Below are 15,290 nucleotides of genomic sequence, written 5' to 3' on the forward strand. Positions count from 1 at the left end.
TCTAATCATGAGTTCGGGGCACTTCAAAAGTGCCTCGGACTCATTTTTTTCTACACCTTTCATTTTATTATGAAAGGAAAATATGATTCGTTCTGTGCAAATAACAATGAAACATGCTAAACTATGGATATTGTTTTCTGAAAGGAATAGTGAAAAATGAAAGGCGCAATATTTGATTTAGATGGACTATTAGTTGACACGGAGAAAACTTATCGTGATGGTTGGTTATGGGGATTCCAACAGTATGATTTAGCGATTCCCAAAGAAGTAGTAGATGCTTGGGGAGGTAAAAACTGGAAGCAAAGTTTTGACATTTTAGTGAAAGCAGCTGGAAGCCCTGAAAAAGTTCAAGAAGTTCGTGCCAAGCGTGAAAAATATTTTTATCAACAGCTTCATAACGGTGGGATACAATTAAAACCCTATGCGAAAGAAGTTTTAGCTGAATTAAAAAAACGAGACTTACGACTTGGATTAGCAACAACGACAGTTACTAAAAGAGCGACTGATATCTTAGCCCAATTTGATTTGGCTAATTATTTTGATACGATGACATTCGGTGATGAAGTAAGTGAAAACAAGCCTTCACCTGTTCCTTACTTAACCGCTTTAGAAAGAACAAAATTAGTTGCTTCAGAAGCATTTGCAGTGGAAGATTCTTTAGTTGGAGCTACTTCTGCTTCCCGAGCTGGGATGGGCGTTGTTTTAATTCCAGATACTAGTTTTGAACGAAATTATACAGCAGAAGAAAAAGAAAAATTAAATTTACTTGCTGAAGGAAACGACTTACGAACTGTTATTGAAATGTTAGATAAAAAAACAACAAAATAATTCAATCATTTTTTTGTAAACTTCTTCCTTGACTTTTAATTATGAGTACGGTAAATTATTCGCAACAACTAAATAAGTTTATTCGTTGATAAGGAAAGTAAACTTGAACGATTTCTTAGAGAGGCTCTGTTTGGTGAAAAGAGTCAAATCCGCAAAGTTGAAAATGGCCTTGGAGAATAATTTGTCGATAAGTAGATAAATTCGGTCGTCGTTCAACCGTTAAACTGAACCCCAATCTCTCAGGAATGAGACGTTGGCTAGAGGGAAGGAAACTTCCGAATAAAGGTGGTACCACGATTCGTCGTCCTTTTACTAACATTTTTTGTTGGTAAGAGGATTTTTTTATATATTTTTTTGCAATGATGTAGTAAGTACAGTTGGAAATCTTTTAACAGAGAGCTTCGGGAGCTGAGAAGAAGCAAAGAGGAACGATTGGAAAATGGCTACTGAGCATTTTACCCCAAGCATTTTGTGAGGCGGTAACGGCTGCGACCGGTATCTCGCTAGAGTATGTTTGTACTTGAAGAGGAGCGACATGTGAATGTGGCTTGAATATGAGGTGGTAACACGCAAAAAGGCGTCCTCAAGGAAATGATTGAGTTCATTTTCTTGAGGATGCCTTTTTTATTATACAACAAGGAGGAGAACGAATGATTGAGTTAAAAAATATCAGTGTCCATTTTGAGCAAAAAGGTAAAGACATCCCAGCTGTCAATGAAGTGAATTTATCAGTTGCTCAAGGAGATGTCTATGGCATTGTGGGCTACTCTGGGGCAGGAAAAAGCACATTAGTTCGTGTGATGAATTTCTTACAGAAACCAACGAAGGGGGAAGTAATCATCCAACAGACGAATTTAGGTGATCTCACACCAAAAGAATTAAGAAAAGAACGGAAAACGATTGGTATGATTTTTCAACATTTCAACTTAATGGAAAGTCGCACAATTTTTGACAACGTTGATTTCTCCTTAAAGTATACTGGGAAATCAAAACAGGAACGTCGTCAGAAAGTAAGTGACTTACTGGATTTAGTAGGGTTAAAGGAAAAAGCTTCTGCCTATCCCAACCAATTATCTGGAGGACAGAAACAACGAGTAGCGATTGCGAGAGCTTTAGCAAATGATCCCAAAATATTGCTTTGTGATGAAGCGACGAGTGCCCTTGATCCAAAAACGACTCATCAAATTCTAGCGTTGCTCAAAAAATTAAATCGCCAATTAGGATTAACGATCGTCTTGATCACCCACGAAATGCAAGTAGTGAAAGAAATTTGTAATAAAGTGGCGGTGATGGAAGCTGGACGAATCATCGAAAGTGGAAGTAGTGTTCAAATTTTTAGTCATCCAAAAGAAGAACTAACGAAAGATTTTATACGTACAGCGACTCACTTAGATCAAGCATTGGAAAAGATTACTGGACAGCAAGGCTTTGCAGAAGAGCTTACGGATAAATGGCTAGTTGAACTGAGTTATGTGGGGAGCCAAACGAATGAACCATTGATTGCCCAGTTGTATAGCAAATACCAAGTAACAGCAAACATTCTTTATGGCAATATCGAATGGCTGCAAGAAACACCGATAGGTAGCTTGGTGGTAACTTTAGCGGGAGATAGCATTCAAAAACAAAAAGCTCTAGATTATTTGATCCAATTAGGTGTCAAAGTCAATCTCTTACAAAAACATGAAACACAAGAAAGAAGCAAACTCGTTGAAGGAGGCGTTTAAGATGAACGAATGGCTCAAAAGCTATCTGCCAAATGTTTATTTGATCCCAGATGAATTCATTGAAGCAACAAAGCAAACACTATATATGACTTTCTGGTCTGCTTTGATTGGGGGAATCTTGGGCATTATATTAGGGGTGGTTTTAGTCGTTACCCGCCCTAAAGGATTAATTGAAAACCGCTTATGTTTTGAACTTTTTGATAAGGTGATCAATATCGTACGATCCATTCCATTTATCATTTTACTCTCTTTACTTGCATTGACGACTCGTTTTATTGTCGGAACAACAATTGGAGCAACGGCAGCACTAGTTCCTTTGATTGCCGGCATCGTTCCTTTTTTTGCTCGACAAATCGAAAATGCCTTGCTTGAAGTTGATCCCGGTGTTATCGAAGCTGCACAAGCAATGGGAACGAGTCCATTGGGTATCATTTTTCGTGTTTATTTACTGGAAGGACTACCTAGTATCATTCGTGTCTCAGCTTTAACGATCATCAATGTTATTGGCTTAACCGCAATGGCAGGTGCTGTAGGAGCTGGTGGTTTAGGAAATTTAGCTATTTCTCGGGGCTATAATCGATTTCAAACAGACGTAACGGTTGTTGCGACATTATTGATTTTGGCATTGGTGTTTTTAAGTCAATTTATCAGTAATTTTCTAATTAAAAAAATATCACATTAATGGAGGAGAAAAAATGAAAAAAGTGATTCGATTTGCTGTAGTGACATTCGTCGCATTATTTTGGTTGGCAGGCTGTAGTCAAGGAAAGGCAGATACAAAAACAAAAGAAACAACTGTCAAATTAGGGGTGATTGGTGAAGATACAGATGTTTGGGACGATGTAAAAGCACGTCTAAAAAAGGAGAATATTGAATTAGAATATGTAAAGTTTACCGATTATAATCAACCAAATGCGGCCTTAGCTGATGGCTCAATTGATTTGAATGCCTTTCAACACCAGTTCTTTTTAGATAACTATAATGAAGAACATGGCACAAATCTAGTTTCAATCGGAAACACCGTAAATGCCCCATTAGGAATCTATTCCAATACGATCAAAAAGATTGAGGAAGTAAAAGAAGGTGCAAAAGTAGCCATCCCTAATGATGTAACCAATGGGGGACGCGCTTTACTTCTTCTTCAATCAGCGGGGCTGATCAAAGTTGATCCATCGAAGGGACAGACTCCGACGATTTCTGATGTGACAGAAAACGATAAAAAACTTAAGCTCACAGAATTGGATGCTTCGCAAACAGCACGTGCGCTAAACGATGTGAGTCTTTCGGTCATCAATAGTGGGGTAGCAGTCGATGCAGGGTTCACACCAACGAAAGATGCAATTTTCTTAGAACCAGTGGATGATCGTGCCCGCCCTTATGTCAACATCATTGTTGCCCGAAAAGAAGATGTAACAAACCGTACGTATCAAAAAATCGTTGATACTTATCAAACTGAAGCAACTGCTAAAGTCATTGAAGAAACGTCAAAAGGTTCGAGTGTTCCAGCATGGAAAACCTTTGGTCGTAAATGAGCATCATCAGAAAGTACAGCTCAAATGAACTAGAAATTTTTATCGGAAGCCAGCATACAAGGAGGAATTTTTTTATGACTACATCAACTATTTCAACGAATCGATCCAGTTTATTGAAAGAAGCGATCCAAGAAAGATTACCAGAATATCAAGCACTTGCCTTGGATATCCATCAACATCCAGAAGTGAGCAATTACGAATTTTATTCATCTGCTGCATTGATTCGCCAGTTAGAAAAAGAAGGCTTTACAGTTGAAAAGGAGGTCGCTGGACACCGTACAGGATTTGCTGCTAGCTATCGCTCAGATAAACAAGGTCCGACGATTGCATTTTTAGCTGAATTTGATGCACTTCCTGGAATTGGACATGCGTGTGGACATAATCTTTTTGGAACGTATTCCGTATTAGCCGCGAGTATCATTAAGAAACAAATTGACGAAATTGGTGGTGAGATCCGAGTGTATGGAACACCAGGGGAAGAAGGAGGAGAGAATGGTTCAGCGAAAGGGAGCTTTGTTCGTGAGGGATTATTTGACGATGTGGCGGCTGCTTTATGTGCTCATCCAGCTTACCGTTACGGAAAAACAACCGAATCGCTAGCTAATGATCCAGTTGATATCAAATTTTATGGAGTTGCTTCTCACGCTGCTGCAGCACCCGAAAAGGGAGTAAACGCATTAGAAGCACTGATCCAAGTTTTTAATGGTATCAACGCACTACGATTACAATTACCTAAAGATGTCAATATCCATGGGATCATCACTAACGGCGGAGTTGCTGCTAACGTCATCCCTGAATATGCTTCAGGACGTTTTTATTTACGTGCTGGCAATCGCCAAACATTAGATATAGTCTTTAAAAAAGTGGAACAAATCGTGAAAGGGGCTGCGTTAAGTACGGGCACAAGCTATGAATTTGGTTTGTTTCAAAATGCGGTAGATCATATGATTCCGACACCTTCTTTCGATGAGTTGTTTTTTACACATGCAAAAGCAGCTGGAGTTCCAGAAACGGAAATCGATGTAACAGAAAAGACCAGCTTAGGGTCCTCTGATGTAGGGAATGTCAGTCAAGTGATTCCGACGATTCAACCAACTATTTCGATTTCAGATGAGTATATCGCTGGACATTCGGAAGAGTTTAAAGCAGCCGCAAAAAGTGAAAAAGGGTTGGCATCGATCGCCATTGCAGCAGAACTATTAGCGGCTACCGCTTTAGATTTATTCGAACAACCAGCTTTATTGACAAAGATTCAGGAAGAACACCAACAACTTTTAGAAAAAAGTCAGTTAACTGGTTCGACTTTTTAAATAAATAATGATTTATGATTTGAAAAAAAATAGTCATTTTGTATTGACAAAAAATCTCGCAGAAGGTAAACTTCATGAAAGTCAACTTTTCACATAGTAGCGTTTCAGGTGTTTTGTTCAGAAAGTCGGTGGTAGCTGCGAACCGATCAAGCCGAAATGTCGAATTACATGAAAAGGAATAAAAACTAAATAGTTAAATCAAAGTGAAAAACAGAACTGTTTTTAATTAAGGTGGTACCGCGGAGTCATTCGTCCTTAGTTGAAAATAGTTCTTTTTGTTTGATTAGAGGGGGAAATGCCCATGAATTGTGGCGGAGTCATTCGATATCTATTCTTTTTTAGTACTTCGATTAACTAAAAAAGGAGAATGATTATGAAGAAAAAAGGAAAACCGAGTTTTAAAGAAGCTGTATTTGTCTTATTGGTGATTGTGGCAAGTATAGCAATTGGGGTTGTCGGATTAAAATTATCACCAAACATTACGATCTTAGCAGCAATTGGAATGATCATGCTTTACGCTGTAGTGAAAAGATACCCAACAGAGTGGTTACATGAAGGAATTATCAATGGAATCAAACCGGGAATCATTCCGATTTTTATCTTTATATTAGTCGGCGCACTGATTGCGGTGTGGATCCAAGCAGGAATTATCCCGACACTTATGGTTATTGGTTTTAAATTGATAAGTGTCAAGTGGTTTGTTCCTTCTGTATTTGTTGTTTGTGCTATCGTCGGTAGTGCAGTAGGGAGTGCTTTTACTGTCATGTCAACGATTGGGATCGCATTTTTCGGTATTGGTACGACATTAGGAATTAATCCAGCGTTAGTCGTGGGATCAATTGTTTCAGGTGCTGTTTTTGGAGATAAAATGTCTCCTTTGTCAGAGTCAACCAATCTAGCCGCAGCAATCGTTGATGCCGATTTATTCAAGCACATCAAACATATGATGTGGTCTACGGTTCCAGCTTTTGTCGTTTCCTTCTTTTTGTTCATGGTTCTTGGACACACAAATAGAGAAACTAGTCTAACGGCTATCCGAGAAGTCACTGATATTCTGGAAGCAAACTTTACAATTTCTTTTTGGTCGTTGATTCCCTTGTTCTTAATGTTATTATGTGCTTGGAAAAAAGTACCAGCTATCTTGACTATTCTATTAAATATAGCTGTGGCGGTGGGGATGATCTTTATTCAGAATCCGCAAACTTCTCTTAGTAGTTTAGCGACAGTGATTGAATCTGGATTCGTTGCAACTACTGGCAATCAACAAATTGATTCATTACTTAGTCGTGGTGGGATCGAAAGTATGATGCCAACTGTTTCTTTGATCATTTTAACATTATCACTTGGTGGATTACTCATTGAATTCGGTTTGATTTCAACTGTTATGGATGTCGTTTCTAAGAAAATGACCAATACACCAAAATTGATTTTCACCACATTGATGACAAGTATTGGTGTCAATCTCTTTATTGGAGAACAATTTTTATCAGTTATCTTACCTGGGAATGCGTTCAAAGAAACTTACCAGAAAGCTGGGTTTGACCCAACTGTTTTAGGTAGAACGTTAGAAGATGGTGGCACAGTGATCAATTACCTTGTACCTTGGGGAATTGCGGGCAGCTTTGTAGCTAGTACCTTTGGGATTCCAACCCTCACATACTTACCATTTGTCTTTTTCAGTTTACTCTCACCAGTTTTTTCAATGGTTAGCGCCTTTACTGGATTAGGGATCGAAAAAATAGACGAAAAGCCGAATGGAACGCTTGGTATCGATACAAACGAATAAACTCTCGGAATATTTGAATCAAAAAAACGCTCAAAACAGCAATGTTTCGGGCGTTTTTTTACGATATACTTATTTTTGTTCTTCAATCAACTTCTTCATTTGTTCGATTTCTTTTTCTTGCGCTTCGATGATGTCGTTTGCTAATTTCTTGACTTCAGGATCTTTCAAATTGGCACGTTTACTGGTTAAAATAGCAATCGAATGATGAGGGATCATGGCTTTCATCCAAGCGACATCACTGACTGTTGTTTGACTACGGACCATAAACAAAGAACCGGCAAATACTAAGACACTTACCCCTAAAATGATTTTGTTCAATGTTTTATTCTCATACATTTTCCACATAAATAAGAGCATGATGATCGCCATTACAGCGCCCATCATCAATGCCATGAACACCCGTGTACGACTAAAGAAAAGATGATCGATCGAGTAGACATTCAAATACATCATACCAAACATGATGACGGTCGATACCCCAATCATTAATAAAAATTTCCAATACTTTTTCATTTAAAAACACTCCTTTTATTTTTCCCCCAACTTTTATCTTCTCAGCTTACAAAAAAACAAGCAACTAAATTGTTTGGTACAACTTAGTTGCTTGTTTTTGGCTTAAGGAACTCAAGCTATTTATAGGGCTTTTAAGCAAAGATATCATTTTTCTTGCGGTAGCTAAAGAAAATCACCAAGTAAAGAAGGGCAGTCAATAATGTCACACCAATTGAATTAGTGAAGAAGATTCCCACAAAGATCAATCCTAAAACTACGATTGCTAATAAGTTTACCCCTTTTTCAAAAAGAGAACCTTTCTTTAATGCAAGGATAAAGGCTGCAATACTGATCATAAGCCAGATGACTAAGACAGTGTAGGAAAGAGAACCAGCCAAATAGCCAAATAGTTTGTCACCAACAAAGTAAGAAAGAACAACGCCTAAATATAAAACACTTGCGCAAAATAATACGGAACGTTGTGGAACATGGTGTTTATTTAAAACAGATAGTTTTTTTGCTGCACCTTTTTTGTCTTTTAAACGGAAATACAGCAAACGTGAAGAAGCATATACACCTGAGTTGATGGATGAAAAGAGCGCTAAGATGATCACAAAGTTTACAAGATCAGCGGCAAATGGAATATGCATTTTTTCAAATACCATCACAAATGGGCTAGCAGATGAGTTTGCCAAGGTATCCCAAGGGAAAATGATTAACAACAAGAACAATGGAATGATATAAAATGAAATGATTCGTCCCATTACTCCACGAATTGCCTTAGGAATCGCTTTTTTGGGATTGTCGGCTTCACTTACTGTGATCGCAATCAATTCTGAACCACCATAAGAATAAATAACTACGAGTAACGAGTTGACGATTCCTTTCATACCATGAGGGGCAAAGCCACCATGATCTGTAATGCTGTTTAGTGTAGGAAAGACCCCAATGTCAAACATTTGATGACCTACCAGGTATATCCCGAAGATAATCAACAATATGATTACGCTGATTTTAGCAAATGCCAACCAATACTCAGTTTCAGCAAATAACCGCACAGAATATAAATTAATCAACGTTGTCAACACGGCTAGAATTAAGACAAAGGTCCAAGGTGGAATCGTTGGAAACCATAATTGTAAGAAGGATGCTGCCGCTACAGCTTCGGCAATAATATTGATCGTCCATAATGAATAGTAAACCCAGTCGATAAAGTCAGCAGAATGGGCACCTAAAAAAGGTCGAACAAGCCCCGATAATCCATGCTGGGTATCCCCGTCATCTAAAACTAATTTACCAAGACCATTCATTACGATGAATAAAACAGCCCCACCAATCAAAAAAGCAATCAAGACACCAGGACCGGCAATCCCAATAGCTTCGCCACTTCCTTTAAATAGTCCCGCACCAATAGCACCCCCCAGTGCTAGCATCGTGATGTGTCTGGAACTTAGTTGTTTTTTTAGTTTGTTTGTTTCAGTTTTCTCCATAAGCAACCCCTTTTCTAAGACTAAACTATTGACGACGAAACAATCGCAGTCAAATGATTGATAACTATATTAAGTAGAAAAATAACTTTTTATATCATAGCAAATTATCTGACAATTTCAACAATTCTGTAAATAAAAATTTCTACTTTAATGAAAACATCATATGTTTGTCATAAATTTCCTATGTAAGCGTAAAACTTGATAGTAGGAGCAAACCCTAATAAGAGAGCGTTTTGTTTGTCTTTTCCTAAGGGAAGAAATTATGATAGCAAAAAATCACTAATTTTCATGTTACTATTGAATTAATCAAATGAACCATAATGGTCATAGGAAAGTGAGGAAACCAGAATGTCAAAATTGCCTATCTTATTGGTTGCAAAAGATAAAGCGTTGTATTTTTTACCCTCGATTGATTCATTAGATGTCATTTCGGGAAAAGATTTATTAGATCCAGTGTATTTTAATTTTTTCCACCCCAAATTGAAAGAATATGAATTGATCGTTTTTTTAGATTATGGATTCGAAACGGAAATAGCTGCGAAGATCCGCCCTTATACAACAGCTAAAATCGTTTTATACTTTTGGAATCATTTGAAAGAAGAGGAACACTTTAGAATGCTTCAACAAGCACAAAACGAATCGGCCGTCGATGAAATATACCATTTTGACCGGATAGAGGCGCAAAAACTTGGATTACGCCACAATAGTTCATTTTATTCTAAAAAGATGAAGATTCCTCAGGTGGAAGTCACTTCTGATTTGTTTTTTGGTGCCACTGATAATGGTCGTAAGGAGCTAGCAGAGAGCTATCGCAAGGAATTTGAACAACGTGGACTTACAACCAATTATTATATTTTACCTTCACGAGGAAATGAGCAGGCGAATTATCTTTCTTACGCAGATTATTTAGCATTGACCGCACAATCACAAGGAATTTTAGAACTCATGAGAGCAGGACAAAAAGGAGTCACTTTACGAACTTTTGAATCTAGTTTTTTTGAGAAAAAGTTAGTGACTGACAATGAAGCAATTAAAAGCTACTATTTTTATAATCCTCAAAATATCTTTTTACTTCAGGAACGAAATTTGGATGAATTGCCGGAATTCCTGCATTCACCTTTTCAGCCAGTTGATCCGAACATCTTAAACTTTTTTGATGTCAATAATTGGGCTCAAAGGTTTTTATGGCTAGATAAAGTAGACTTTGAAAAATATGAGTATCATAAAGAAGATTAAGAATGTATGGGTGAAAAAGCGGGGGAAATTTTTAGAAAAACAGTCGTTCTTTTAACGATGTAAACCTTTTCTCATTATACCAGATAAATCGCTTCCTTTTACGTTAATTATTTCAGTGGTAGCCGTAATAGTTGATAGTTATTTCTTCCTATTTAATAGTAAAATAGGCTCCATAGGTTTAGTTGGCGTATCAGATATAATAAATGTATCGTCATTTGTTTAATATCTGATCGTTCAACAAGCGGATCTTTTGGTTTGATGGAGGAAAAATGAATAGATTAGAACGAAAAAAAATAATACAAGTGATTTTAGGGACCAGTATGATTGCATTAGCGATCACATTATTGATCACTACACATAAAGGCGCAGATACGATCAGTGTTTTTTTATTAGGAATGTTGACGTTGATCGATATTCCCTTTTGGGTAGCTAGTTTGTTGTTTAATGCAGTAGTGTTAGGAATCGTTGCTATCTTCAATCGAAAAGAATTAGGGATCGGTAGTTTAATCAATGGTTTTGGATTGGGATTACTGATTGGACAGATTGAACCATGGCTAAATAAACTTTCAGTTAACATGACTGGCTATTCGATCATGGCAGTTCTTTTAGCTCCTATTTTATTTGGGGTTGGAGCGGGATTATATGTTTCTTCAAATAAAGGATCTGCCGCACTAGAAGCACTGACTCAATTGCTTTATAAATTTACGGGATTCAGTTTAACTTTTATTCGGATCGGTTTAGATGCACTAATGGTCGTTGTAGGCGTATTATTAGGTGCCCCTATTGGTATCGGAACACTTCTATGTGTACTAGCGATTGGACCAATCTTTGGATTAACACTAAAGCAATTGAATAGAGTTTAAACGTGTGAAGCAATTCTGTGCAAATCGAACATCATATTTATATGTATTACATAGAAAGAGTCGGATTGATATCCAGACTCTTTTTTGTTTTGTTTACTAATGATTCAGTTTAATGAAAAAAATAAAGAGAAAGTTTATTTTTGTTCAAAAAGTTGAACGATAACAAAATAAAAAAACAAAAAACAGCATTATTTTTGTGCGGATTTTCTCTGGAAATCCATCAGACAGCTAGATAAAGTGATTAAAAAAACGGATACATATTAAATAAGGTAAGACTTTTAAGAAGTAATTAGACCAATATTTTAGTTTATTTCGGATTTGACGATACAAAACGCAAAAAGATAAACAAAAAACAGATGTTAAAATTTCTTATACTCAAACCATAGAAAAGAGGTGAAAACGAATGAATCATTTACCTATCAATACAGGTGATACAGCATTTATGATTTTATGTACCGCAATGGTTTGCTTGATGACTCCTGGCTTGGCATTTTTTTATGGCGGGCTGGCACGGAAAAATAACATAACAACCATTATGGCACAGTCGTTTCTTTCAGTAGGAATAACAACTTTGATGTGGATATTTGGTGGTTTTGGATTAGCTTTCGGTAGAGATATCGGTGGACTAATTGGTAATCCAGCTGACTTTTTTTTAATGAAGCATGTCTCTAACGCACCTAATTTATTACATGGAGCAACGATTCCTTTTTTGATGTTCTTTTTATATCAATTGATGTTCATCGTAATCACCGTTCCATTGATGACGGGGGCCTTTGCTGGAAGATTGAATCTTAAAGGTTATGTTTTGCTTTTGATTTTTTGGAATCTTCTGATTTATTTCCCTGTTTGTCACTGGATATGGGGAGGCGGATTTTTAGCACAATTAGGCTTCCGAGATTTTGCTGGTGGTGCTGTCATCCATACGACTGCAGGGTTCGGCTCGCTGGCATGTATTTTGACACTTGGACAAAGAAAGATTCCTGCTTCTGAACGATCAGGACATAGTAGTTTGATGGCAGCAGCTATTGGAACAGGTCTTCTTTGGTTTGGCTGGTTTGGATTTAATGCTGGAGGGGCACTCCGAGCAGATTACCAAGCGGTCAATGCTTTTGGTTCAACTTTTGTTGCGTTGGCATTTGCGATGATGACGTGGTTGATCTTAGCGAAAATCAGAGGGAATGGTTTTGATTTTGTCGACATTTTAACTGGTTCTGTCGCTGGACTTGCAACAGTTACACCGTGTGCAGGCTATATTAATCCAAGAAGTGCCATCATCATCGGAATCATTGCCGGAATTGTTTGTCAGTATGCTGTTGCATTTCGTAAGAAGAAAAATTGGGATGATGCACTTGATGTATGGGGTGTACATGGCATGGGTGGTTTTACTGGAACCATCTTAATTGGGCTTTTTGCTACAAATGCTCATTTGCTCTCTGATTCACACAGCTGGTTCCTATTAGGTGTTCAAATCATCGGTGTTTGTCTAGTTGCCTTATACGCTTATGCGCTCACAGCAGGTATCTTAAAGAGCATCATGTGTCTAACGATCATCACGACGACGAAAGAAGAACAAGAAGAAGGATTAGATTTCACGTTTTTTGAAAATAAATAAATTAAATATAGTAGAAAAGAGGAAGTTTCATGCAAGAAAGCAAAGCGAAAATTCCTGCGAAGAAATTAACATTTTTTGGCTTTTTAGCCATGACGATCTCAATGGTTGTCTCACTTTATGAGTACCCAACATTTGCGACATCGGGCTTTAGTTTGGTTTTCTTCCTGTTGCTAGGCGGTTTGTTATGGTTTATTCCGGTAGCATTATGTGCGGCTGAAATGGCAACTGTTAAAGGCTGGGAAAAAGGCGGTGTCTACACTTGGGTAAGTCGCACGCTAGGTAAAAGATTTGGATTTGCTGCTATCTTTTTCCAATGGTTTGAAATCACAGTTGGTTACTTAACGATGCTGTATTTCCTGACAGGAGCATTATCTTATGCAACAGGAATCTCTGCGATTCAAAATAATAAGTTTTTGAAATTAGCGATTCTTTTAATTATTTTTTGGGCTATTTTATTGTCTCAATTAAGAGGGACAAAATATACTTCATTGATTGCTCGGATCGGGTTTATTGCAGGGATCTTGTTACCAGCACTAGTTCTATTCGGATTAGGTATCCACTATGTGGCTTCTGGCGCACCCTTACAAACGACACTATCAATGAAAACATTGATACCTGATTTCTCAAAATTACCAACATTAGTCGTTTTTGTTTCATTTATTTTAGCGTATATGGGGGTAGAAACCTCTGCTAGTCATGCAAATGAAATGGAAAATCCTAAAAAGAATTATCCACTAGCGATGTTCGTATTAGTTATATTAGCGATTATTTTGGATACGTTTGGTGGATTGACAGTGGCAACAACTGTTCCTCAACAAGGATTATCACTCAATACAGGGGTTATTCAATCTCTTGAATTTTTATTGCGACACATTGATCCCAGTCTTGCTTGGATTGCAAAAATTCTTGCTATCTTAGTGTGCTTAGGGGTTATTGGAGAAATTGCATCATGGGTCACTTCACCATCTAAAGCCTTACATGTGGCTGCCGAAGAAGGTTTATTACCCGCACATTTTGCGAAAGAAAATGCTTATGGTGTACCGGCAAACTTAATGATTGCTAATGGGATCGTTGCATCCATTTGGGCAACTGTCTTTACATTAAGTGGTGGCGGAAATAATTTATCCTTCCTTGCAGCTATGTCACTAACAGTAGTTATCTATTTGATGCTGTATTTTATGTTTTTTATTGGCTATTTAAAATTAGTTTACAAAGATGATTCATTAGAACGGGCTTATCAAGTGCCAGGTGGAAAAGTTGTCAAAACTATTGTCGCTTGTTTAGGATTATTGACTTCACTATTTGCCTTTTGTATTTCTTTTGTACCACCTTCAAGTATTGCTGCAGGACAACATGGAATCTATGAAACGATTTTAGTCATTTCATATCTCATTGTTGCAGTTATTCCTTTTACGATTTATGCATGTCGTCATAAATTTCAACATGCAAATAATAAATAAAAATTGAAAGCTGGTTATTAAAATGGATGTCAAAGAATTAGAACAATTGATTGGGAAAAATTTCCACTACTATCAAACAGGACATGTAGCAGATTATATCCCAGCGCTTGCGCAAGTAAATCCGGAACAATTAGGAATGGCAATTTATGATTTGAAGAAAAATCAATTAATCGAAGCGGGTGATTCGCAAGTTCGTTTTGCGATTGAAAGCATGTCAAAAGTACCCGTATTATTATTAGCCATCCAAGATAATGGCATCGATAAAGTCTTTCAAACGATCAATACAGAACCAACAGGTTTTGCTTTTAACTCGATTTTGAATATGGAACTCAATCATCGTCATCATCCAATGAATCCATTTGTGAATGCTGGTGCGATTGCAACCACTTCTTTGATTGCCGGAAAAGATCCAGAGGACAAATTCAATCGTATTTTAGCTTTTATGAAAGAAATTTGTGATGATCCTCAAATTACATTGAACGAAGAAATCTATCGTTCTGAATCAAGAACTGGGGATATTAATCGCTCCTTGGCTTATTACATGAAAGGTAATCAAATGATCGACGGAGATGTATCAGAAATCCTCGATGTGTATTTTAAACAATGTTCAGTAAATGTGACTGCTAAAGGGATTGCCAAGTTAGGCGCTGTCTTAGCGAATAAAGGTATTGCTCCTTGGAGTGGACAACAAATCATTACAGAAGAAAGCGCAACGATTGTCAAATCAATTATGACAACTGCAGGATTGTACGATGAATCAGGGGAATTTTCTGTTCATGTCGGTGTTCCAGCTAAAAGTGGTGTCGGTGGGGGCCTAATGGTAGCTGTTCCTAATTATTATGGCATGGGTGTTTTCAGCCCAGCATTAGATGCTTTTGGTAATAGCGCAGCCGGAATCCAACTTTTAAAAGATGTTGTCGAAAAACTCGATGTTGATATTTTTGACTAAAATTAGCG

General features: G+C 37.4%; 13 protein-coding genes and 2 other annotated features. Of the genes, 11 read left to right on the forward strand and 2 right to left on the reverse strand.

What is annotated here, in order from left to right:
* Nucleotides 1-156: 156 nt before the first annotated feature.
* The 6 genes from IGK81_RS02895 to nhaC all read left to right on the forward strand — a co-directional run bounded on the left by IGK81_RS02895 (nt 157) and on the right by nhaC (nt 7,180).
* Nucleotides 157-828, forward strand: a complete 672-nt coding sequence (locus tag IGK81_RS02895) for an HAD family hydrolase (RefSeq protein WP_034699744.1) — start codon at nt 157-159, stop codon at nt 826-828.
* A 76-nt stretch (nt 829-904) separates the two neighbouring features.
* Nucleotides 905-1,140 (forward strand) — a binding site (T-box leader).
* A gap of 38 nt (nt 1,141-1,178) precedes the next feature.
* Nucleotides 1,179-1,416, forward strand: a binding site (T-box leader).
* A 62-nt stretch (nt 1,417-1,478) separates the two neighbouring features.
* Complete coding sequence (locus IGK81_RS02900; RefSeq protein ID WP_034699746.1) at nt 1,479-2,552, forward strand: methionine ABC transporter ATP-binding protein; 1,074 nt, start codon at nt 1,479-1,481, stop codon at nt 2,550-2,552.
* A 1-nt stretch (nt 2,553) separates the two neighbouring features.
* Nucleotides 2,554-3,234, forward strand: a complete 681-nt coding sequence (locus IGK81_RS02905) for a methionine ABC transporter permease (RefSeq protein WP_034699748.1) — start codon at nt 2,554-2,556, stop codon at nt 3,232-3,234.
* Nucleotides 3,235-3,247: 13 nt separating this feature from the next.
* Nucleotides 3,248-4,084, forward strand: coding sequence for a MetQ/NlpA family ABC transporter substrate-binding protein (locus tag IGK81_RS02910; protein ID WP_034699750.1), 837 nt, complete (start codon nt 3,248-3,250; stop codon nt 4,082-4,084).
* Nucleotides 4,085-4,158: 74 nt separating this feature from the next.
* A complete protein-coding gene (locus tag IGK81_RS02915; protein ID WP_034699752.1) occupies nt 4,159-5,394 on the forward strand; it encodes a M20 family metallopeptidase in 1,236 nt (411 codons plus the stop codon).
* 373 nt (nt 5,395-5,767) lie between these two features.
* On the forward strand, nt 5,768-7,180 hold the full coding sequence (gene nhaC, locus IGK81_RS02920) for a Na+/H+ antiporter NhaC (RefSeq protein ID WP_010738327.1): 1,413 nt from the start codon (nt 5,768-5,770) through the stop codon (nt 7,178-7,180).
* A 69-nt stretch (nt 7,181-7,249) separates the two neighbouring features.
* Here the strand turns inward: nhaC and IGK81_RS02925 are convergent, their stop codons facing one another.
* Both IGK81_RS02925 and IGK81_RS02930 read right to left on the reverse strand, forming a co-directional pair.
* Nucleotides 7,250-7,693, reverse strand: a complete 444-nt coding sequence (locus tag IGK81_RS02925; protein WP_034699754.1) for a DUF305 domain-containing protein — start codon at nt 7,691-7,693, stop codon at nt 7,250-7,252.
* A gap of 131 nt (nt 7,694-7,824) precedes the next feature.
* Nucleotides 7,825-9,162: an amino acid permease gene (locus IGK81_RS02930; RefSeq protein WP_010719900.1), complete on the reverse strand. Its 1,338-nt coding sequence runs from the start codon at nt 9,160-9,162 to the stop codon at nt 7,825-7,827.
* Between the two features lie 348 nt (nt 9,163-9,510).
* Here IGK81_RS02930 and IGK81_RS02935 point away from each other — a divergent pair, with 348 nt between their 5' ends.
* The 5 genes from IGK81_RS02935 to glsA all read left to right on the forward strand — a co-directional run bounded on the left by IGK81_RS02935 (nt 9,511) and on the right by glsA (nt 15,282).
* Entirely contained in the window at nt 9,511-10,398 is an 888-nt protein-coding gene (locus IGK81_RS02935) for a hypothetical protein (RefSeq protein WP_010738325.1), read from the forward strand.
* Nucleotides 10,399-10,667: 269 nt separating this feature from the next.
* Entirely contained in the window at nt 10,668-11,261 is a 594-nt protein-coding gene (locus IGK81_RS02940; RefSeq protein ID WP_034699757.1) for a YczE/YyaS/YitT family protein, read from the forward strand.
* Nucleotides 11,262-11,664: 403 nt separating this feature from the next.
* Nucleotides 11,665-12,873, forward strand: a complete 1,209-nt coding sequence (locus tag IGK81_RS02945) for an ammonium transporter (protein WP_010738323.1) — start codon at nt 11,665-11,667, stop codon at nt 12,871-12,873.
* 29 nt (nt 12,874-12,902) lie between these two features.
* The gene (locus tag IGK81_RS02950) at nt 12,903-14,333 is read left to right on the forward strand and encodes an amino acid permease (protein ID WP_010738322.1); all 1,431 of its coding nucleotides are present in this window, start codon (nt 12,903-12,905) and stop codon (nt 14,331-14,333) included.
* Nucleotides 14,334-14,355: 22 nt separating this feature from the next.
* Nucleotides 14,356-15,282, forward strand: coding sequence for a glutaminase A (gene glsA, locus IGK81_RS02955; protein WP_034699759.1), 927 nt, complete (start codon nt 14,356-14,358; stop codon nt 15,280-15,282).
* Nucleotides 15,283-15,290 lie beyond the last annotated feature (8 nt).

This window comes from Enterococcus sp. DIV0703, assembly GCF_051711065.1.
Lineage (GTDB): Bacteria > Bacillota > Bacilli > Lactobacillales > Enterococcaceae > Enterococcus_B > Enterococcus_B hirae.